General features: G+C 69.0%; 21 protein-coding genes. 8 read left to right on the plus strand and 13 right to left on the minus strand.

The annotated features are described in order from the left end of the window. Nucleotides 1–340: 340 nt before the first annotated feature. Genes BN976_RS09075 through mmsB form a run of 3 tightly spaced genes read left to right on the plus strand, consistent with a single transcriptional unit; the run spans nt 341 to nt 3,954 of the window. Entirely contained in the window at nt 341–1,861 is a 1,521-nt protein-coding gene (locus tag BN976_RS09075) for a CoA-acylating methylmalonate-semialdehyde dehydrogenase (RefSeq protein WP_036370055.1), read from the plus strand. Nucleotides 1,862–1,869: 8 nt separating this feature from the next. Continuing rightward, complete coding sequence (locus BN976_RS09080; protein WP_011778624.1) at nt 1,870–3,033, plus strand: acyl-CoA dehydrogenase family protein; 1,164 nt, start codon at nt 1,870–1,872, stop codon at nt 3,031–3,033. A gap of 48 nt (nt 3,034–3,081) precedes the next feature. Next, the gene (gene mmsB, locus BN976_RS09085; protein ID WP_036370058.1) at nt 3,082–3,954 is read left to right on the plus strand and encodes a 3-hydroxyisobutyrate dehydrogenase; all 873 of its coding nucleotides are present in this window, start codon (nt 3,082–3,084) and stop codon (nt 3,952–3,954) included. A 77-nt stretch (nt 3,955–4,031) separates the two neighbouring features. Here the strand turns inward: mmsB and BN976_RS09090 are convergent, their stop codons facing one another. Then, entirely contained in the window at nt 4,032–4,799 is a 768-nt protein-coding gene (locus BN976_RS09090; protein WP_011778622.1) for an HAD family hydrolase, read from the minus strand. A gap of 104 nt (nt 4,800–4,903) precedes the next feature. On the opposite strand from BN976_RS09090, the gene BN976_RS09095 reads away from it, so the two are divergent. Further along, nucleotides 4,904–5,566: a response regulator gene (locus tag BN976_RS09095; protein WP_011778621.1), complete on the plus strand. Its 663-nt coding sequence runs from the start codon at nt 4,904–4,906 to the stop codon at nt 5,564–5,566. Next, entirely contained in the window at nt 5,563–6,774 is a 1,212-nt protein-coding gene (locus BN976_RS09100) for a GAF domain-containing sensor histidine kinase (RefSeq protein WP_011778620.1), read from the plus strand. Before BN976_RS09095 ends, BN976_RS09100 begins: the two co-directional genes overlap by 4 nt. 2 nt (nt 6,775–6,776) lie before the next feature. Here the strand turns inward: BN976_RS09100 and BN976_RS09105 are convergent, their stop codons facing one another. From BN976_RS09105 to secY, 10 genes are all read right to left on the minus strand, one after another. Then, entirely contained in the window at nt 6,777–7,274 is a 498-nt protein-coding gene (locus tag BN976_RS09105) for a MarR family transcriptional regulator (protein ID WP_011778619.1), read from the minus strand. An 8-nt stretch (nt 7,275–7,282) separates the two neighbouring features. Then, complete coding sequence (locus BN976_RS09110) at nt 7,283–8,254, minus strand: pyridoxal phosphate-dependent aminotransferase (RefSeq protein ID WP_235622032.1); 972 nt, start codon at nt 8,252–8,254, stop codon at nt 7,283–7,285. Between the two features lie 61 nt (nt 8,255–8,315). Next, a complete protein-coding gene (locus tag BN976_RS09115) occupies nt 8,316–9,332 on the minus strand; it encodes a 3-oxoacyl-ACP synthase III family protein (RefSeq protein WP_036370061.1) in 1,017 nt (338 codons plus the stop codon). 7 nt (nt 9,333–9,339) lie between these two features. Then, nucleotides 9,340–9,990 (minus strand): hypothetical protein, encoded by a 651-nt coding sequence (locus BN976_RS09120; protein ID WP_011778616.1) that lies wholly within the window; start codon nt 9,988–9,990, stop codon nt 9,340–9,342. Continuing rightward, nucleotides 9,971–11,629 carry a thiamine pyrophosphate-binding protein gene (locus BN976_RS09125; RefSeq protein ID WP_036370064.1) on the minus strand — a complete coding sequence of 553 codons (1,659 nt, stop codon included), beginning with the start codon at nt 11,627–11,629 and terminating at the stop codon, nt 9,971–9,973. Before BN976_RS09125 ends, BN976_RS09120 begins: the two co-directional genes overlap by 20 nt. Before the next feature lie 71 nt (nt 11,630–11,700). Further along, nucleotides 11,701–12,417: an anti-sigma factor family protein gene (locus tag BN976_RS09130; protein ID WP_011778614.1), complete on the minus strand. Its 717-nt coding sequence runs from the start codon at nt 12,415–12,417 to the stop codon at nt 11,701–11,703. Continuing rightward, nucleotides 12,414–12,929 carry a sigma-70 family RNA polymerase sigma factor gene (locus BN976_RS09135; RefSeq protein WP_011778613.1) on the minus strand — a complete coding sequence of 172 codons (516 nt, stop codon included), beginning with the start codon at nt 12,927–12,929 and terminating at the stop codon, nt 12,414–12,416. Before BN976_RS09135 ends, BN976_RS09130 begins: the two co-directional genes overlap by 4 nt. A gap of 69 nt (nt 12,930–12,998) precedes the next feature. Beyond that, nucleotides 12,999–13,796, minus strand: a complete 798-nt coding sequence (gene map, locus BN976_RS09140) for a type I methionyl aminopeptidase (RefSeq protein WP_036370068.1) — start codon at nt 13,794–13,796, stop codon at nt 12,999–13,001. Next, nucleotides 13,797–14,342, minus strand: a complete 546-nt coding sequence (locus tag BN976_RS09145; protein WP_011778611.1) for an adenylate kinase — start codon at nt 14,340–14,342, stop codon at nt 13,797–13,799. Next, nucleotides 14,339–15,676, minus strand: a complete 1,338-nt coding sequence (gene secY, locus BN976_RS09150) for a preprotein translocase subunit SecY (protein WP_011778610.1) — start codon at nt 15,674–15,676, stop codon at nt 14,339–14,341. Before secY ends, BN976_RS09145 begins: the two co-directional genes overlap by 4 nt. 257 nt (nt 15,677–15,933) lie before the next feature. Here secY and BN976_RS09155 point away from each other — a divergent pair, with 257 nt between their 5' ends. The 3 genes from BN976_RS09155 to BN976_RS09165 are packed head-to-tail and all read left to right on the plus strand — an operon-like array spanning nt 15,934 to nt 18,726. Further along, nucleotides 15,934–16,866 (plus strand): SAM-dependent methyltransferase, encoded by a 933-nt coding sequence (locus tag BN976_RS09155; RefSeq protein ID WP_036370071.1) that lies wholly within the window; start codon nt 15,934–15,936, stop codon nt 16,864–16,866. Between the two features lie 17 nt (nt 16,867–16,883). Beyond that, complete coding sequence (locus BN976_RS09160; protein ID WP_036370074.1) at nt 16,884–17,804, plus strand: SAM-dependent methyltransferase; 921 nt, start codon at nt 16,884–16,886, stop codon at nt 17,802–17,804. A 4-nt stretch (nt 17,805–17,808) separates the two neighbouring features. After that, complete coding sequence (locus tag BN976_RS09165; protein WP_036370077.1) at nt 17,809–18,726, plus strand: class I SAM-dependent methyltransferase; 918 nt, start codon at nt 17,809–17,811, stop codon at nt 18,724–18,726. On the opposite strand, the gene sppA is transcribed toward BN976_RS09165, so the two are convergent. Both sppA and BN976_RS09175 read right to left on the minus strand, forming a co-directional pair. Beyond that, nucleotides 18,720–20,504: a signal peptide peptidase SppA gene (gene sppA / locus BN976_RS09170; protein ID WP_036370080.1), complete on the minus strand. Its 1,785-nt coding sequence runs from the start codon at nt 20,502–20,504 to the stop codon at nt 18,720–18,722. The genes BN976_RS09165 and sppA overlap by 7 nt on opposite strands. A 31-nt stretch (nt 20,505–20,535) precedes the next feature. Next, on the minus strand, nt 20,536–20,883 hold the full coding sequence (locus BN976_RS09175) for a DUF732 domain-containing protein (RefSeq protein WP_011778605.1): 348 nt from the start codon (nt 20,881–20,883) through the stop codon (nt 20,536–20,538). Nucleotides 20,884–20,901: the final 18 nt, after the last annotated feature.

Below are 20,901 nucleotides of genomic sequence, written 5' to 3' on the forward strand. Positions count from 1 at the left end.
TGAGGCGAGGTTATGGCAACGTCAATTATTTGGCATATCAGCGTGGTGTGATTAGGAACTCACAACTAGCATCGGTAAATAGCTGCACTTCAGATGGGCAGAAGTTGAGCCGATAGCAAAAACGCAGAAGAACCAGTTCTATTCGCGCAGCAAAATCTGCCATTCGACAAAACATGCGAATCGAATGGGCAGAGCGTAAGCCGCCGCCCTCGGCGGGCACCACTCTTTGTCACTGACCGCACAGTCGGCGGGCCTCATGACGCACACCACACGGGCCCCTTGCCAAGGCCGGGTACGCATTACTAGGATATCCAAGTATCCACCCCTGGAAGGCTCACTCATGACCACACGCATTCCGCACTTCATCGACGGCAAGCGCAGCGACCTCTCGTCCACCCGCACGGCCGACGTTCTGAACCCGAGCACCGGCGCGGTGCAGGCCGAGGTCCTGCTCGCCAGCGCCGCCGACGTCGACACCGCGGTCGCCTCCGCGGTCGAGGCCCAGAAAGAGTGGGCCGCCTGGAACCCGCAGCGTCGCGCCCGGGTGATGATGAAGTTCATCGAGCTGGTCAACGCCAACATCGACGAGCTGGCCGAACTGCTGTCCATCGAACACGGCAAGACCGTCCCCGATGCCAAGGGCGACATCCAGCGCGGCATCGAGGTCATCGAGTTCGCCATCGGCATCCCGCATCTGCTCAAGGGTGAGTTCACCGAGGGCGCCGGCTCCGGGATCGACGTCTACTCGATCCGCCAACCGCTGGGCGTCGTCGCAGGCATCACCCCGTTCAACTTCCCCGCGATGATCCCGCTGTGGAAGGCCGGGCCCGCGCTGGCATGCGGAAACGCGTTCATTCTCAAGCCTTCCGAGCGGGACCCGTCGGTGCCGGTGCGGCTTGCCGAGCTCTTCCTGGAGGCGGGACTGCCCGCGGGTGTCTTCCAGGTCGTCCATGGCGACAAGGAAGCCGTCGACGCGATCCTGACCCACCCCGACATCCAGGCCGTCGGATTCGTCGGCAGCTCCGACATCGCGCAGTACATCTACTCGACCGCCGCCGCCAACGGCAAGCGCTCACAGTGCTTCGGCGGCGCGAAGAACCACATGATCATCATGCCCGACGCCGACCTCGACCAGGCCGTCGACGCACTGATCGGCGCGGGCTACGGCAGCGCCGGCGAGCGCTGCATGGCGATCAGCGTCGCGGTGCCGGTGGGCGAGGAAACCGCGAACCGCCTCCGAAACCGCCTGGTGGAGCGCGTCAATCAGCTCCGCGTCGGCCACAGCCTCGACCCGAAGGCCGATTACGGCCCGCTGGTCACCGGCGCCGCGCTGGAGCGGGTGCGCGACTACATCGGCCAGGGCGTCGACGCCGGCGCCGAGCTGGTCGTCGACGGCCGCGAACGCACCACCGACGAACTGAGTTTCGACGACCAGGATCTGTCGAAGGGCTTCTTCATCGGGCCCACCCTGTTCGATCACGTCACCACCGACATGTCGATCTACACCGACGAGATCTTCGGGCCGGTGCTGTGCATCGTCAGGGCAAAGGATTACGACGAAGCCCTGAGCCTGCCCAGCAAGCACGAGTACGGCAACGGCGTCGCGATCTTCACCCGCGACGGCGACGCCGCGCGCGACTTCGTCTCCAAGGTGCAGGTCGGCATGGTCGGCGTCAACGTGCCGATCCCGGTTCCGGTGGCCTACCACACCTTCGGCGGCTGGAAGCGCTCCGGTTTCGGCGATCTCAATCAGCACGGCCCGGCGTCGATCCAGTTCTACACGAAGGTCAAGACCGTCACCGAGCGGTGGCCCTCGGGCATCAAGGATGGCGCGGAGTTCGTCATCCCCACGATGAAATAGCCTCGCAGATGGACTATTTCGGCCTGGACGAGGACGAACGCGTCATCGCCGAGACGGCCGCCGCGTTCGCCGAGAAGCGGTTGGCCCCCTACGCGCTGGAGTGGGACGAGACGCACCACTTTCCCGCCGATGTGCTGCGGGAGGCGGCCGAGCTCGGGATGGCGGCGATCTACTGCCGTGACGACGTCGGCGGCAGCGGCCTACGTCGCATCGACGCGGTGCGGATCTTCGAGAAGCTCGCCACCGCCGATCCGACCGTGGCCGCGTTCCTGTCGATCCACAACATGTGCGCGTGGATGGTCGACAGCTTCGGTACCGAGGAGCAGCGCAAGGAGTGGGTGCCACGGCTGGCGTCCATGGACGCGATCGCCAGCTACTGCCTGACCGAACCGGGAGCAGGATCGGACGCCAGTGCATTGCGCACCAAGGCCGTTCGATCCGGTGACGACTACGTGCTGGACGGGGTGAAGCAGTTCATCTCCGGCGCGGGCTCGTCCGACGTCTACGTCGTGATGGCCAGGACCGGTAGCGACGGACCCAAGGGCATCTCGGCATTCGTCGTCCCGAAGGACACCCCGGGGCTGAGTTTCGGCACCGACGAACAGAAGATGGGGTGGAACGCCCAGCCCACCAAGCAGGTCATCTTCGAGGGTGCCCGGGTGCCCGCCGATGCGCTGCTCGGCGGACCGGACGGCGAGGGTACCGGGTTCGGCATCGCGATGAAGGGCCTCAACGGCGGCCGCATCAACATCGCGGCCTGCTCGCTGGGCGGCGCGCAGACCGCCTACGACAAGTCGGCGGCCTACCTGGCCGACCGGCAGGCGTTCGGCGGGGCGCTGCTCGACGAGCCGACCATCCGCTTCACGCTGGCCGACATGGCCACCGCGCTGGAGACGTCGCGGGTGCTGTTGTGGCGTGCGGCAACGGCTTTGGACAACGACCACCCGGACCGCGTCGAGCTGTGCGCGATGGCCAAGCGTTATGTGACCGACGCCTGCTTCGAGGTCGCCGATCAGGCCCTGCAGTTGCACGGCGGATACGGCTACCTGCGCGAGTACGGGCTGGAGAAGATCGTCCGCGATCTGCGGGTGCATCGGATCCTGGAAGGCAGCAACGAAATCATGCGGGTGGTCATCGGGCGCGCGGCCGCAGCCCGGGCCCGCGCATCCTGACAAGAGAGATCAGTCGATGGGGCGAGCGAAGCGACGGGAAGAAGACAAATGACGACGATCGCGTTCCTGGGGTTGGGCAACATGGGCGGCCCGATGGCCGCGAACCTGGTTGCGGCCGGCCAGACGGTGCATGCCTTCGACCTGGTGACCGAGCTGAAAGAGGCGGCGAAGGCCAAGGGCGCGAAGGTGTTCGACAGCGGTGCCGCCGCCGTCGCCGACGCCGACGTGGTGATCACCTCGCTGCCCAACGGCAACATCGTCAAAGCCGTCTACGACGAGGTGGTGCCCGCCGCCAAGGCGGGTGCGCTGCTGATCGACACCTCCACGATCTCCGTCGACGACGCCCGCGCCATCCACGCCCAGGCGACCGAGAAGGGGCTGGCCCAGATCGACGCGCCGGTGTCCGGTGGCATCAAGGGCGCGACCGCCGGCACGCTGGCGTTCATGGTCGGCGGCGAGGACGAAGCGTTCGAACGCGCCAAGCCGGTGCTGGAGCCCATGGCGGGCAAGATCATCCACTGCGGCGCCTCGGGTGCCGGGCAGGCCGCCAAGCTGTGCAACAACATGGTGCTGGCGGTGCAGCAGATCGCGATCGGCGAGGCCTTCGTGCTCGCCGAGAAGCTCGGCCTGCCCGCCCAGTCGTTGTTCGACGTGATCACCGGCGCGACCGGCAACTGCTGGGCCGTGCACACCAATTGTCCGGTGCCCGGACCGGTTCCGACGTCACCGGCGAACAACGATTTCAAGCCCGGCTTCGCGACCGCGCTGATGAACAAGGATCTCGGGCTGGCGATGGCGGCGGTGAGCTCGACCGGGTCGTCGGCACCGCTGGGCACCCATGCGGCCGAGATCTACGCCGAGTTCAACAAGGAGCACGCCGACAAGGATTTCAGCGCGATCATCGAGGCCCTGCGCGGCTGACGGCCGTTCGAACCTGAACTTGATGGCGAGATCTCGTCGCAGAGTCGACCAGAAGTTCAGTTTCGGTGGACGAAGCCCTAGGCCGCCGTCGGCCTGTGGTGCGTCTCGTGCCAGGAATCGTGCATCCGCTGACAGTCGGCCACCCGCAGCGGGGCGCCATCGCCCTCGACGTATACCGTCGCCACTCCGCTGGCGACGGCCGCCCGCCGGCTCGCCTGCGACCCCGCGAACGCAAGTGAGTCGTAAGCCGGGGCGCCGAGCTCGGCCAGCGCGGTCCGGTACAGCTCCCCGAGGGGGACCTCGTCGGCGGTGACGATCGTGCGCACCATGCCCTCGCCGACCAGCTGACGCACCAACGGCTCGACCCACGAGTGGTTCCCGGTGCTGACCAGCCCCACCCCGATCCCCGCACCGTAGGCCTCGGCGACGAGCTCCACCATCCCGGGTCGCGCGGTGATGTCGGCGTCGAGGATCGTCTCACCGAGGATCATCGCCTTCGTCGCGCAGATCTCGTCGACCAGCAGTTCGGCGAGGACGTCGCATTCGGTGCAGACACCGCGCTTGCGCAGCTCGGCGGCGACGCGGCGGCGTTCGTCGGTGAGCGCCTGCAGCTGGCGGTAGCGCGCCGCCGACCACTCGATGTCCAGTCCGAGCTCGGCGAACGCGGCATTGAAGGCAAGCCGGTGACCTGCGCTGTCGATGTCGGCGAGCGCGTCGAGATCGAAGATCACCGCGCTCAGGGGCGTCAGGCGACGCACCTCGGCCTCGCTGGACTCAGACGTCTGGGCCGGCCAGTCCCACCAGAACCGACCGGCACGCCATGCTTTCTGCTGTGTGGGCTGCACAGTGAAATGGTGTCCTACGTCACACCCGGTCCGCTTCCCCCATGCGGGGGATTCGTGGAGCCAAGTTGATCAGGGGCCAGGCGCCGCGGCCATAGGGTGGTGCCATGGAGACAGCCTCGCCGGTGCGAATCGTGCTGGTCGACGACCACGAGATGGTCATCGAGGGGCTCAAGGCCATGCTCGCCGCGTTCGGCAGCCGGGTCACCGTCGTGGGCCAGGCGGTGGGCGCCGACCGCGTGCTGGGCGTGGTCACCGAGCTGGATCCCGACATCGTGCTGTGCGATGTGCGGATGCAGGGCTCCAGCGGGCTGGACGTGTGCCAACAGTTGCGCGAACGCGACCCCGACCGCAAGGTCGTGATGCTGTCGGTCTACGACGACGAGCAGTATCTGTTCCAGGCGCTGCGGGTCGGCGCGTCGGGTTACCTGCTCAAGAGCATCAGCAGCGAGGAGCTGGTCAAGCAGCTGGAGTCGGTGCACGGCGGCCAGACGGCGATCGACCCGAGCATGGCGGCCAGGGCCGCCGACACCGCGGCCAGGATGCAGCGCGACGAGTTCTGGCCGGGCGCCCGCCGCGGCCTCACCCAACGGGAGAGCGAGATCCTGGCGCTGGTGGTCAACGGGCTGTCCAACCGCGCGATCGCCGCCAAGCTGATCATCGGCGACGAGACCGTCAAGACCCACCTCAGCTCGATCTACCGCAAGCTCGGGGTCAGTGACCGTACCGCCGCGGCGGCCACCGCGCTGCGGGAAGGCATCTACCAGTGAGCCGGCCGCTGCTGACCGCAGACCGTGAGCTGGCGCTGCTGCGCGAGCTGATCCAGGCCGCGTCCAGCGGGCCCGGCGTCGAACCCCTTGCCGCCGCCGCGGCCCGGATGATCACCGCGGCCACCGACTCCGACGTCTGTTTCGTGCACGTCCTCGACGACACCGAGCGCTCGCTGACGCTGGCCGGCGCCACCCCGCCGTTCGACTCCGAGGTCGGGAAGATCAGACTCCCTCTGGGCCAGGGGATTTCCGGCTGGGTGGCCAGCAACCGGGAGCCTGTGGTGATCAGAAGGGACAAGGAGTCCGACCCGCGCTACCTGCCGTTCCGGTCGCTGCGCGGACGGGATTTCACCTCGATGGTGTCGGTGCCGATGGAGACCGACCCGGGCGGCCTGGTCGGGGTGCTCAACGTGCACACCGTGGCCGAGCGCGACTTCGGCGACCGCGACGTCGGGCTGCTGCTGGTGATCGGCCGGCTGATCGCGGGCGCCATGCACCAGGCCCGCCTGCACCGGCAGCTGGTGGCCCGCGAGCGCGCCCACGAGCACTTCGTCGAGCAGGTCATCGAGGCCCAGGAACTGGAGCGCCGCAGGCTGGCAGGCGACATCCACGACGGCATCTCGCAGCGCCTGGTCACGCTGTCCTACCGGCTCGACGCCGCGGCGCAGGCCGCGACATCCCCCGGCGACCCCGACGCCCTCCATGAACAACTCGACCGGGCCCGCGAACTGGCCGAACTGACGCTGCAGGAGGCGCGCGCAGCGATCAGCGGGCTGCGGCCGCCGGTGCTCGACGACCTCGGGCTGTCCGGCGGGCTGGCCAGCCTGGCGCGCACCATCCCCCAGGTCACCATCGACGTCGATCTGGTCGACACCCGGCTGCCCGACCACATCGAGCTGGCGCTGTACCGGATCGCGCAGGAATGCCTGCAGAACGTCGTCAAGCACGCCAGGGCGTCCAGGGCCCGGCTGACGTTCGCACTGGACCGCGGTGACCACGGCGACCTCGCCCGACTCGAAATCGCCGACGACGGAATCGGTTTCGACACGCTGGAGCATCCGCTGGGCGGCGACGAGATGGGCGGCTACGGCCTGCTGTCCATGGCCGAGCGCGCCGAGATCGTCGGCGGCCGGCTCAACATCCGGTCCCGGCCCGGTGCCGGCACCACCGTCACCGCGACGATCCCGCTGCCGGCCAACCGGGAGTGACGTCAGAAATCGCCTGCGCTGCGGCGCAACGTCTGGATGGCCTCCGCCAGCGCGCGCGACTGTCCGGCCGAGATGCCGATGTCGGCGAACACGTCGTTGTTCAGCGTGACCGTCGCGTCCTCGACCGTCGACCGGCCCAGGTCGGTGATCCGCACCAGCGTGGTGCGCCCGTCGGTGGGGTGCGGAATACGTTCCACCAGCCCGTCGGCCTCCAGCCGCCGGATCGCGTGCGTGACGCTGGTGACGTGCACCTGCAGCCGGTCGGAGGCTTTCGTGATCGGCAGCGCACCGCTGCGGCTGAACGCCAGCAGCCGCAGCAGTTCGTAGCGCGAGAAGCTCAGGTCGTAGGGACGCAACGCGGTCTCGACGCGGGCAAGCAGGATCTGGTGGGCCCGCATCACCGAGGTCACCGCGACCATGCCGTCGGCGACGTCACCCCATCCGGAGCGTTCCCAGTTCGCGCGGGCGGTGGCGATCGGGTCGCGCCGTTCGGATGACACGCCTCTTCTTACCCCATCGCCGCTGCCACCGCGTGGACCACCGCACGCGTGGATGCCCGCGATCCGACGGTGATCCGGACGCCGCCACCGGCGTAGTGGCGCACCTGCAGTCCGGTGCCGTCGAACACCTCCGGCCACGACGTCACACCGCTCGGGAGATAGACGAAGTTGGCGTGCGCATCGGTGGTGTAGGCGCCGAGGGCCCGCAACCGCATCTGCAGGCGCCGCCGTTCGGCGCTGATGGATCGCACGCGCTGCCGCAGCTGGCTGTCGGCGTCGAACGAAGCGGCGACGGCGACCAGCGCGGCCAGCGAGGTCCCGAACGGCAGCTGCATGGTCCACAGCGTGCGGCCCAGCGCAGGGGCGCAGAAGCCGTAACCCACCCGGAGTCCGGCCAGCCCGTAGGCCTTGGAGAACGTCCGCACCACCACCACGTTGCCGAACCGCCGCACCAGCGCGTTCGCGTCGATCCGGTACTCGGGGGCCAGGAACTCCACGTACGCCTCGTCGAGCAGCACCACCGTGTCGCGGCCCACCCGGGTCAGGAAGCGTTCGACGTCGGCGACGCTCTCCACGGTTCCGGTCGGATTGTGCGGCCGGCACACCACCACCACCCGCGCCTGTGCGGCCGCATCGGCCATCGCGTCCAGGTCGTGCTGGCCGTGGGCGTCGAGCGGGACCGCCACCGGCCGCAGCCGCGCCATGTCGGCGAGGATCGGATAGCCGTCGAAGGTGGGCGACGACATCACGATGGTGTCCCCCGGGCTGGTCACCGCGCCGAGCACCTGCATGAGCACCCCGGTGGCACCGGCGCCGATCACCACCTGTTCGGGGTCCGCACCGAGCCTGCCGGCGATCAGCGACCGCAGCCGGTGCGGCAGGAACTCGGGATAGCGGTTGAGACAGTCCAGCGAGGCCGCCAGCGCCGTCCGGACCGCGGGCAGCGGCGGGAAGGGGAATTCGTTGAGGGACAACGCCATCGGGTCGACGGCCCGGGGCAGCGCGGTGACCGCCTCGGCCAGCGTGTCGCGGGAGGCCACGTCAGTCCCGCCCGCCCCAGCGCAGCGCGGCCGCCGCGGCGAAGTCACCGGCGTGCGCGAAGGCCGCCATCAGCACCGTGTCGCCCCGCTTGACCCGTCCCTCCCGCACCGCGCGGTCCAGGTTGACCGGGATGCCCGCGGCGAACAGATTGCCGCACTCATCGAAGGTGTCGACGTGGCGTTCGGGCGGCAGTTCGAGTGCCTCACGCCAGTTCCGGAGGAACACCCGGTTGGGCTGATTGGTGACGAACAAGTCGACATCTTTGGGCGGCAGTCCGATTCGGTCGCACACCGCATAACTGACCTCCGGCACCTGACGATTGCCGCGGGCCAGCACCTTGGTGATCTTGCTCTCGGTGAACCCGATGCATCCTTCGCCGGGCCCGGCCTGCCACCATTTGCGGGGCGGGTCGACGGCGATGGTCATGTCGCCGGCGTATTCACCGTAGGTGCGGCATTCGACGTCGAGGATCGGCGACTCGTCGGACACCGTCACCAGTCCGATCGCGGCGCCGTCACCGGGCACCGCGGCCTGGGCTCTGCGCCGGATGGTGGGCTGCTCGAAGATCTGGCCGGCCGCGTTCTGCACGACGGCGATCAACGCCGTGCGGCCCTCGCCGGAGGCCAGCAGGTTGCGGGCCAGCTTGAGCCCGAGCAGGAACGCCGCGCACCCCCCGTTGTGCAGGTCGATCACCCAGTTCGGCTTCATGCCGAGGCGATGTGCCATCCCGCCGCCGGCACCGTAGAACGGCATGTCGGGCAGTTGGGTGTGGGTGATCAGCACGTCGGCGCCGGTGATCGCGTCCTGGCCGTGCCGGGCGATCAGGCCCTGCGCGGCCTGCTCGGCCATGTCGATCGCGCTCGTCTCCGGATCGACGTGGTGGCGCAGGCGCGGCGCGCGGAACATCACGTTGTCCCGCAGGTCGTCGGATTCGGCGAACTGCGCGTAGTGGTCGGCGCCGATCGGCTCACCGGGCAGGTGCACCGAGACGTCGACGAGGCTGACGGTGGTGGTCATGGGTGTCTCATCTCATCCAGTTCGGGGTGACGGGCAGTCCGTTGCGGTGGCGGTACTCCGCGATCGCCTTGAGGTTTCTGAGCTCGAGCAGGTGACCGGGACCGAACATGTCCCAGAAGTCACCGACCCAGACCGGCCTGCCTGCGGGAGCGGTTTCCGGGTAGGGGTTGCGGTCGTAGAACGGGTGATGGCAATTCGTCCACAGCACAACCGATCCCGGCTTGTCGAAGACGACCTGGGCGTCGACGATGCGCATCAGGTAGATCATCCACAGGTGCTTGCCCTGATCCCAGGCACAGTGGTAGTCGACGGTCAGCGCTTCGCGGTTCGCCACCGTCCTGGTGTAGATCGCGCTGCCCGGCCCGTCCGGTCCGGCGCCCAACCGGTCGTGGGCCAGCCACAAGTCAGGTTCATCGGTGGGCGTGAAGCCGCGCAGGCTGTAGGTCCACTCCTCCAGGCACCGGGTGTCGGACATGTAGTCGAACAGTTCGTCGGGCGGACAGTCGACGTACTCGTTGACGGTGCAGTACGTACCGAACACGTCGTCGTGCGGATACACCGAGCGCATCATCTCCATGATGACGGGCGTGGCCTTCTCCTTCGGCGACGTCTCGATCCGGATCAGCCCGTCGATCTGGTCAAGCGTGGACATCGGCATGGGACTCCTCTTTCTGGGTGAGAAACGCTGCGAACGGCGGGATCTCGTCCGCAGAACAGTCGACGGCGACCACCGCGGGGCCGTCCTGGTTCAGCGCGACCATCAGCGCGGCCGGCAACTGGTCGACGTCGGTGACGTCGAAGGCGACCAGCCCGGGCAGCATGGCGGCCAGGCCGGCGCCGAGCCGGCTCGGCCCGAACCGGTTGTAGCTGTAGCGGTCTCCGTAGAACAGCTGCTCGCGGGTCACGCACATGGCGTGGGCGTGATTGTCGAAGAGGCAGAACGTGATCGGCAGCCGGTATTGCAGGGCGGTGTGGATCTCGGTGCCGTGCATGAAGAACGAGCCGTCACCGGCGATCACGACGGCAGGCCTGCGCCGGTGGAACGCCATCCCGATCCCGGCGCCGAAGCTGTATCCCATGCCGCCCATGCCGAGCGCCACCAGGAACCGGCCGTCGCGCCGCGCGGGCAGGTGGTGGATGGCCGCGGCGCCGATGTTGCCCGCGTCGACGACGATGTCGGTGCCCGCAGGCAGTACGGCGTCGAGCACGCGCATGGCGTCGCGGTAGCGCACCCCCGACCCCGATGCCGGCGGCGGCTGTAACTCCCTGTGTGACAACGCTTTCGGTGAGGTTCGCGGGGAGTCGGCCAGCGCCCGCGCCAACACGGTCAGGGTCTGCCGGAGATCACCGCTGGGCACGTGGGTGCAGTCCACGTACGGTCGACCCGACCCGACCGAGAAGGTCGGCACCGCGGCCAGCGCGGCGTCGAGGCCCGCCCTTGCGGTCACGGCCATCCGGGTGCCGACCAGCAGGCAGGCCGCGCCGGCTGCGACCGCGTCGGCGACGTCGGGGTGGCCCATCACGCCGCACACCCCGATCGAGGAGCGCGCGACGTCCTTGGCGTCGGGCGCGGTGGCCACCTGCGCGCCCAGCGCGTCGCGCAGCTGCTCCAGGTGCGGGCGGGCGTCGTCCCTGGCCACCTGTTCCCCGGCGATGATCGTGACCGGGCCGCCCACCCGGCGCAGCGCGGAGATGATTGCCGACAGATCGGAATGCGCTGTCCGCGAAGCTGTTACGATCTCCACACCGTTGCGTCCCAGTGCCGCCTGTTGCACGTCCTTGGGCAGCAGCAGCACTGCGGGCCCGCCGCCGGCGGCGGCGGCCAGCGCCTGCGGCAGTGCCGTACGGACGTCCTCGGCCCGGGTGATCCGACGACAGTAGACCGACACCGCCGAGAACAACGCCAGCGCGTCCAGGGCGCCGTTGACACCGCTGGTGTCCTGGAAGGCGCCGCGGCCGTCGAGACCGGTTGGCGCCTGGCCGATCAGCGCCAGCACCGGCACCCGGCTGGCCAGCGACTCCCCCAGCGCCGCCACGGTGTTCAGGCAGCCGCCGCCCGACGTCGCGGCGACCACCCCGAGGCCTGCCCCACTTCGGCTGTAACCGTCGGCCATGGCCGCCGCCGAGAACTCGTGCTTGGCCAGCACCGCGGTGACGACGTCATCGAAATATGCTGCGTCGTAAAGATCTTCGATGTTGGCGCCGTCCACACCGAAGATGTGCCGCACCCCGTGGGCCGCGAGAGTTCCGACGATGTGGTCGACCACGCGGTACCCGTCGGTTGACCTGGCTGCCATGTTCCACCTGCTTTCCGCGATCTACCAAGTGACACGAACCCGTAGCGGGTTGGGTTCACCGGCGGCGCGGTTCACAGGTTTTTCTCAAGCAGCACCTTCCCGTCGGGTGACGAAACCAGCTGCACGGCAGCGATCTGGTCCAGCGGCATGGGGGTGGTTCCGCTGGGCAGCGCGGTGGCGCCCGACAGCCCGAGCCAGGTGGCGATCTCCGAACGGCTGCCGTCGTCGCCGATCACCACCATGCCGAGGTTCTGCGGCGGCGCGTCGCGCCGGCCCCAGTCCCCGTACGAGCAGGCCATGTCGATGCGGGTGCCCCACCCGTAGCCGGTCAGCGCGATGCTGGCGTTGATCGGGGTCTCCGACACCTTGGCCATCTCCTGCATCTGCGCCGTCGGCGGGCTTTCGGTACCGGTGCCCAGCCCGAAGGTCGCGGGCCGGATCGCCAGCACGAGCGCGACGGCCAGCAGCACCGCGGCCGCCGCGAGCGCTGTGGTGGTCCACCACCGGGCGCGGCGCCTGCGGGCGCTGACCCGGTCCAGCACGGAGGTGAGCACCTCCGGTCGCAGCGGCGGATCCGGTTGGGCGTCGTCGAGCGCGCTGACCTCGTCGAGGTCGAGCATGGCCAGCAGCCCGGGGATACCGCTGAGTTCGGCGACCGCCGAATGACAGCGGTCGCATCCGGTCAGGTGCGCCTCGTACTCGCGGCGGTCGTCGCCGGCCAATGCGCCGAGCACATAGGCGGCATCCCACGTCCGGTAGCGGTCATCTTGGCGGTCTTGCGGAGTCATCGGGTCACCCCCATCTCCTGAAGTCCGAGCTTCAGGGCGCGGACGGCGTAGTGCAGCCGGGATTTCACGGTGCCTTCCGGGATGTTCAGATCGGCTGCGATCTGGCCGGTGGTCCAGCCCTGGTAGTAGGCCCGACGCACCACGGCCCGGTGTTCGTCGGACAGTTGGCTCAACGCCGTGCTGAGCAGTATCCGGTCCAGCGCGGTGTCCGCCTCGTCGGGAGAGGCGCTGTCGGGCACGTACTCGGTGTCGGCGACCCCGCTCTCGTGTTTGAACCGGGCACTTCGGCGTTCGTCGATGATCATGTTGCGCGCCACCGTGAACAACCAGGCGCGGGCGGATCTGTCCACGTCGGCGGTGACTTCCGGATGGCGCCAGGCCCGCAGCAACGTTTCCTGGACGACGTCCTCGGCGCGGGCCCGGTCACCGGTGAGGCGCAGCGCGTAGCGCCAGAGGGCGGCGGCGTGCTCGTCGTAGAGCACCCGCATCATCGCCGCTTCCGGATCGTCCATCACCCTCCTCCGTCTACAGACACGACGGCGGCGGCTTTCCGGTTCAGACTGCGGCGGCGCCGCGCAGGCTCAGACTGTCAGAATTCTCGGTCCGTCGTCGGTGACCGCGACGGTGTGCTCCCAGTGTGCGGCGCGCGAGCCGTCCGCGGTGACGACGGTCCAGCCGTCGTCGAGCACGATCGTCTTCGCGGTGCCGAGGGTGAGCATGGGTTCGATCGCCAGCACCGAGCCCGGGGCCAGGTAGGGTCCGCGACCGGGTGAGCCTTCGTTGGGCAGGAACGGGTCCATGTGCATCTCGCGGCCGATGCCGTGGCCGCCGTAGCCCGCGACGATGCCGAACTTGCGTCCGTGTCGCTGGGCCGCGGCCCGGGTGCCCTGCTCGATGGCGTGCGAGACGTCGGAGAGCCGATTGCCCGGCACCATGGCGGCGATGCCCGCCTCCATGGATTCCCGGGTGGCGGCGGACAGGCTCTCGTCGACGGGGATCACCTCGCCGACGCCGAACGTGACCGCCGAGTCGCCGTGCCAGCCGTCGAGGATGGCGCCGCAGTCGATCGACACCAGATCCCCGGCCGCCAGCTTCTCGGCCGCGGTGGGGATGCCGTGCACCACCCGGTCGTTGACCGAGGCGCAGATGGAGGCCGGGAACCCGTGGTAGCCGAGAAACGACGGGATGCCGCCGCCGTCCCGGATCACCGCTTCGGCGATCTCGTCGAGTTCCAGCGTGGACACACCCGGCGCGGCGGCGGCGCGCACCGCCTTCAGCGCGGCCGCCACGAGCGCGCCCGCGGCGGCCATCGCGTCCAGTTCGCCGGCGCTACGCTGCGGGACGACCTTGCGGCTTCGCAAACCGGGTAACGACACCATTTAGCGGCCGAGTGCCTTCAGCGCGCGGGCGAACACCTCGTCGAGTTCGCCGACGGCGTCGACGGTCTTGAGGTCGGCGGAGTAGTAGTCCAGCAGCGGCGCGGTCTCGTCGCGGTAGACCCGGAACCGGTTGCGGATGACGTCCTCGGTGTCGTCGTCACGGCCGCGGCCCTTGAGCCGGGAGACGAGCTCCTCCTCGGGCACGCGGAACTCGAGCACGGCATCCAGCGACAGGTCACGCTTCTTGAGCATCTCGTCGAGGGCCTTGGCCTGCTCCACCGAGCGCGGGTACCCGTCGAGAATGAAGCCGGCGGCCGCATCCTCGTCGTCGAGGCGGTCGTCGACCAGCGCGTTGGTGAGGGTGGCCGGCACCAGGTCACCGGCGTCGAGGTACTTCTTGGCCTCCAGCCCCAGTTCGGTGCCGTTGCTGATGTTGTAGCGGAACAGGTCACCGGTGGAGATCTGCGGGATGCCGAGCTTCTCGGCCAGCTTCTGGGCCTGCGTGCCCTTGCCCGCACCGGGGGGCCCCAACAACACGATTCTCACTTGAGGAACCCTTCATAGTTGCGCTGCATGAGCTGGCTTTCGATTTGTTTGATGGTGTCCAACGCGACACCGACCGCGATCAGCACCGCGGTGCCGCCGAACGGCAGGTTCTGCACGGAGCCGGTGTTGCCGATCTCGAGGAACAGGTTCGGCAGCACGGCGATGATGCCGAGGTAGATCGAGCCCGGCAGCGTGATGCGCGACAGCACGAACCGGAGGTAGTCGGCGGTGGGCCTGCCCGGCCGGATGCCGGGGATGAAGCCGCCGTACTTCTTCATCTCGTCGGCACGTTCGTCCGGGTTGAACGTGATCGAGACGTAGAAGTACGTGAAGAACACGATCAGGCCGAAGTAGATCGCGATGTAGACCGGGCTGCTCGGGTCGGTCAGGTATTCGGCGACGAACGTCTGCCACCACCCGGTGCTCGGGGTGTCGCTGGCGCTGGTGATCAGCTGCGTGATCAGGTGCGGGATGTAGATCAGCGACGACGCGAAGATGACCGGGATGACGCCCGCCTGGTTGACCTTCAACGGCAGGTAGGTCGAGGTGCCGCCGTACATCTTGCGGCCCACCATGCGCTTGGCGTACTGGACCGGGATGCGGCGCTGACCCTGCTCGACGAAGACCACGCCGACGACGATGACGACCGCCGCGACACACACCAGCGTGAAGACCATGCCACCACGGCTGTCCAGGATGTTCTTGCCCTCGCCGGGGATCGACGCCGCGATGCTGGCGAAGATGATCAGCGACATGCCGTTGCCGACGCCCCGCTCGGTGACCAGCTCACCCATCCACATGACCAGCGCCGCACCGGCGGTCATCACGATCACGATGACGGTCAGCGTCCAAATGTTCAGGCCCTCGCTCTGGCCCTCGATGATGTCGAGCGCGCAGCCCTGCAGCAGTCCGCCGTTGGCGGCCAGCGCCACGATGCTGGTGGCCTGCAGGATCGCCAGCGCGATCGCCAGGTAGCGGGTGTACTGCGTGAGCTTGGTCTGGCCCGCTTGTCCTTCTTTGCGGAGCTGTTCGAAGCGCGGGATGACCACACCGAGCAGCTGCACGATGATGCTGGCGGTGATGTACGGCATGATGCCGACCGCGAACACCGACAACTGCAGCAGTGCGCCACCGGAGAACAGGTTGATAAGCGAATAGATCTGTCCGGACTCGCCGCCGCTGACCTCCGCGATGCACTGCTGCACGTTCGGGTAGTTGACGCCGGGGGACGGGATCTGGGCACCGACCCGGTAGAGGATCACGATGCCCAGCGTGAACAGGATCTTTCGCCTCAGATCGACTGTCCGCAGTGACGAGATGAAAGCCGAGAGCACTCTTTCCTCCTGCACGGCCAGCTGTCCATCGCTGCGTGCTCATGTGGCTGGCGTGACCAGCGTGGTTAAAAGTCGTGCGCGCGACGGCACGAGCAGGCGAAACGGCCTGCGCAAGTCACGCGTTCAAACAGTCTACGAGACTAACAGTTGCAAGTTCACCCGCCCGAATCAGCGAGCGCCCAGTTTTGCCGCGTACAGTCGGCATTGTTGTTACCCAAGCTAACTAATAGTCACGTACGGAAGGCGAGGTTTCTTTGATGGCACGCTCCGACAACGACACATGGGACCTTGCCTCCAGCGTGGGCGCGACCGCGACGATGGTGGCCGCGGCGCGCGCGGTGGCCACCCGCGCACCCCGGCCGGTGATCGACGACCCGTTCGCCGCGCCGCTGGTGCGGGCGGTCGGGGTCGACTTCTTCACCCGATTGGCCACCGGTGAGCTGACGGCCGAGGATCTCGACACCGACGGCGCCGAGTCCCCGGTGGGCGTGCGCCGATTCGCCGACGCCATGGCCGCGCGCACCCGCTTCTTCGACGACTTCTTCGCCGAGGCGATGCGGGCCGGGCCGCCGCCGATCAGGCAGGGCGTCATCCTGGCCTCCGGCCTGGACGCCCGTGCGTACCGGCTGTCCTGGCCGCAGGACATGGTGCTGTTCGAGATCGACCAACCCGAGGTGCTCACGTTCAAGGCCGCCACCCTGGCCGACCTCGGAGTGCGGCCGTCGACGAAGCTCGCCACGGCGGCCGTCGACCTGCGCGACGACTGGCCGGCCGCGCTCGCCGAGGCCGGATTCGACGCCTCCGCGCCGACCGCCTGGATCGCCGAGGGGCTGCTCGGCTACCTGCCGCCCGACGCGCAGGACCGGTTGCTGGGCACCATCGGCGAACTCAGCGCGCCGGGCAGCCGGCTGGCCGTCGAGTCGGTTCCGACGCATCACGAGGCCGATCAGGAGGAACTGCGCGAGAAGATGAAGGAATCGAGCGACCGGTGGCGCAGCCACGGATTCGACGTCGACTTCTCCGAGCTGGTGTTCCTCGGTGAGCGCGCCGACGTCACCGACTATCTGCGTGACCGCGGTTGGACCGTGGACGCCACCCCGACCAACCAGCTGCTGACCCGCTACGGCCTGGCGCCGCTGGACAGCGACGAGGGCTTCGCCGAAGTCGTCTACGTCAGCGCGACCAGATAGAAGAAGAGGAGCTGGAAGTGGCACGCACCGAAGGCGACACCTGGGACCTGGGCTCCAGCGTCGGCGCCACCGCGACGTCGGTGGCCGCCAACCGCGCGTTCGCCAGCCGGTCGACTGCCGGGGGCCCCGAGCCGCTGCTCAACGACCCGTACGCCGACCTGCTCGTCGAGGCCGTCGGCCTCCCCCACTTCATCCGGGTGGCCAGGGGCGAGATCGACTTCGACGACGACCCGCTGTTCGGCGCCCGGCAGATGCTGGAGCAGATCACGGTCCGCACCCGCTACTTCGACGACTTCTTCGCCGGGGCGATGGCCGCGGGGCTGCCGAAGATTCGGCAGGCCGTGATCCTGGCCTCCGGGCTCGACACCCGCGCCTACCGGCTGCCCTGGCCGGCGGGCACCGTCGTCTACGAGATCGACCAGCCCACCGTGATCGAGTTCAAGACCGCGGTGCTGGCCGACGCCGGGGTGGCGCCCACCGCCGAACGCAGGACCGTCGGCATCGACCTGCGCGAGGACTGGCCGGCGGCGCTGCGCGGGGCGGGCTTCGACCCGGCGCGGCCGACCGCGTGGATCGCCGAGGGGCTGCTGATCTATCTGCCGCCGGACGCGCAGGATCGGCTGCTGGACCACATCACCGCGCTCAGCGCGCCGGGCAGCCGGCTGGCCACCGAACACATGGACGCCAAGGCGCTCACCGGTGAGTGGGCCAGGGCGATGACGGAGCGGGCCCGCAGGCACGGCAGCGACGTCAACCTCAGCGAGCTGTTCTACAGCGGACCGCGGACCTCGGCGACCGAACATCTGCGCGCCCAGGGCTGGCAGACCGAGGTGCTCTCCAGCAACGACGCCTACCAGGCGCAGGGCTTCGCGCCGGTGGCCGACCACCTGGTCGCGATGATCGGCGACTCCGGCTACCTGACCGCCCGCTTAGATTAGAGCCATGGCGCGCACTGCCGACGACTCATGGGATCCGGCCTCCAGCGTGGGGGCGACCGCGACGATGGTGGCCGCCGGGCGGGCCGCCGCGAGCGCCGACCCCGACCCGCTGATCAACGACCCCTACGCCGAGCCGCTGGTGCGGGCCGTCGGCCTGAGCTTCTTCACCAAGATGCTCGACGGCGAGCTGGACCTGTCCCAGTTCGCCGACGGCTCCCCCGAGCGCGTCCAGGCGATGATCGACGGAATGGCCGTGCGCACCAGGTTCTTCGACGACTGCTGCGGCACCTCCACCACGGCGGGCATCACCCAGGTGGTGATCCTGGCATCCGGGCTCGACGCCCGCGCCTACCGGTTGGGCTGGCCTGCCGGCACGGTCGTCTACGAACTCGACCAGCCCGCGGTGATCGAGTTCAAGACCCGCACGCTGGCCGGTCTCGGCGCACACCCGACGGCCGCTCACCGCCCCGTCCCGATCGACCTGCGCGAAGACTGGCCCGCCGCGCTGCACGCGGCCGGGTTCGACGCCTCCCGCCCCACCGCGTGGCTGGCCGAGGGTCTGCTGATCTACCTGCCACCGGAGGCACAGGACCAACTGTTCGACCGGATCACCGCGCTGTCGGCGCCGCGAAGCACCATCGCCACCGAATATGCGCCGGGCATCATCGATTTCGACGACGAGAAGGCGCGGGCCATGTCGGCCCCGATGCGCGAGATGGGCCTCGACATCGACATGCCCTCGCTCGTCTACGCGGGGACGCGCAGCCATGTCATGGACTATCTGGCAGGACAGGGCTGGGAAGTGACGGGCGTACCGCGACGGGAGCTGTTCACCCGCTACGGTCGCCCGCTACCGCCGGAAGCCGGCGACACCGACCCACTCGGCGAGATCGTCTACGTCAGCGCACACCGCCCTCAGTAGCGCGTCTCCCCCAGCCACAGCACGTTGACGCCGGTGAGCGACCGCTGCGTGCGGTCGGCGATGCCGAGGACCGATTGAATCGCCAACGCGCCGAACACCTCCTGCAGCGAGGCCGCCGCCGGGAGCGAGGACGGCTTGGGCCGCAACACATCCAGCAGGGACGAGCTCGGCAGGTTCTCGACCTCGACCCTGGTGTCCTCGTCGATGCCTGCCAGCACCTTGGCCCGCCTGATCGCGGTCCGCAGCCCGCCGAGCTCGTCGACGAGGCCGCGCTCGAGCGCATCGGCACCGGTCCACACCCGGCCGCGGGCCACCTGCTCCACGGCCTCGACGCTGAGGTGGCGGCCCTCGGCGACCCGCTGGACGAAGTCGCGGTAGAACAGGTCGGCCTCGGCTTCGACGTGCGCCTGCTGCTCGTCGGTGAACGGCGCGTTGATCGACCAGGCGTCGGCGTTGGCGTTGGTGCGCACCGTGTCCGACCCGACGCCGAGCCGGTCCTTGAGCTCGCGGGCGACGAGCTTGCCCGTCAGCACGCCGATCGAGCCGGTGATGGTGCCGGGGTTGGCCACGATCGCGTCGGCGCCCATCGACACGTAATAGCCGCCCGATGCCGCGACCGCCCCCATGGAGGCGACGACGGGCTTGCCCCGCTCGCGGGTCCGCACCACCTCGCGCCAGATCGTCTCCGAGCCGGTGACCGAACCGCCCGGGCTGTCGACCCGCAGCACGATCGCCGCGATGTCGTCGTCGGCGGCGGCCCTGCGCAGCGCGGCGGCGATGGTGTCCGCGCCGGAGCTGGAGCCGCCCATCGGCGACATCTGCCGCCCACCCCGGCCGCTGACGATCGGCCCCGCCACCGTCACCACCGCGATCTTCGGATGGCGCTTGAGCCCCGGCACCGAAGGCCTCTTGGTCCTGGCATAACGCGCGAGGAACAGCCGCGGCGGTGCGTCCTCACCGTCGGGGTCACCCGTCTCCGGTGAAACCCCCTCGGCGCCCGACATTTCCGCGATGCGCGCGTAAGCCTCGTCGCGGAAGCCGATGCGGTCCACCAGCCCCGCGGTCACCGCGTCGTCACGCAGCAGCGGGGCCCGGTCGGCCAGCACGTCCAGCGCGGCGCGGTCGATGCCGCGGGAGGCGGCCACCGCGTCCCACACCTGCGTGCGCAGACCGTTGACCAGAGCGGTGTCGGCTTCGCGGTGCGCGTCGGTGTAGCTGTCCTGGGTGAAAAGGTTTGCCGCCGACTTGTATTCGCCGCGGGTGACGAACTGCGCCTGCACCCCCAGCTTGTCGAGGGCATCGCGCAGGAACAGCGCGCTGGTGGCGAAGCCGACCAGCCCGACCGTGCCCGACGGCTGCATCCACACCTCGCCGAACGCCGAGGCCAGATAGTAGGACAACGTGCCGGGGTAGGTCTCGGCCCAGGCCAGCGACGGCTTCTTCTCGGTGAACGCGACGATGGCGTCGCGCAACTCCTGGACTGGTCCCGGTGGCGCGGCGTCGATCTGGACGCGGGCGATCAGCCCGGCCACCCGGGGATCCTCGGCGGCGCGGTGGATCGCCGCGACCGCCTCGCGCAGCAACAGGGGCCTCCCGGGCCCGATCACCCCCGAGATCACAGCGATCGGGTCGAATCCGGCGGACTCCGGCGGCGCGCTCTGCAGATCGAGTTCGAGAATGCACCCGTCGGGCACCCCCTGATGGCGGGCGGTGTCGACCTTACGGGCGAACTCACGGACGTCGTCGAACCCGGGCACCCCGGACAGCGCAGAGAACATGGTCCGAGCCTACCGGCGCGGAACGAGGCAGCTAGCGCCCCAAGTAGCGGCCGTACTGCGGGCAGTAGACGGCAGCCGACAGCCGTGTCAGACCGACGGCCTGCTCGCGGCTGAGACCGTTGCCGGCCAACGTGTTCACCACACCGCGCACCACCGGAACCGGGTTCGGGTTGCCGGTCAGCCCCGTGGTGAGCATCTCGCAGATGCGCTTGCCCACCGTCGGCGCATCGTCGCTCGCGCCCAGCGGAATCCCCATCGTCGTCACCGCGTTGGTGAACTTCTCGTCCTGGGTCTCGGCGTGCGCGGTCGCGACGCTGGAGAACAGGGCGAGACCGGCGGCGACCGTCGCGGCGGCGACGGTTCGTCGGTGGCGAATCATGGCGTGCTCCTTGGCTGT

Origin of the sequence: Mycolicibacterium austroafricanum (genome assembly GCF_000612725.1) — a bacterium.
GTDB lineage: Bacteria > Actinomycetota > Actinomycetes > Mycobacteriales > Mycobacteriaceae > Mycobacterium > Mycobacterium austroafricanum.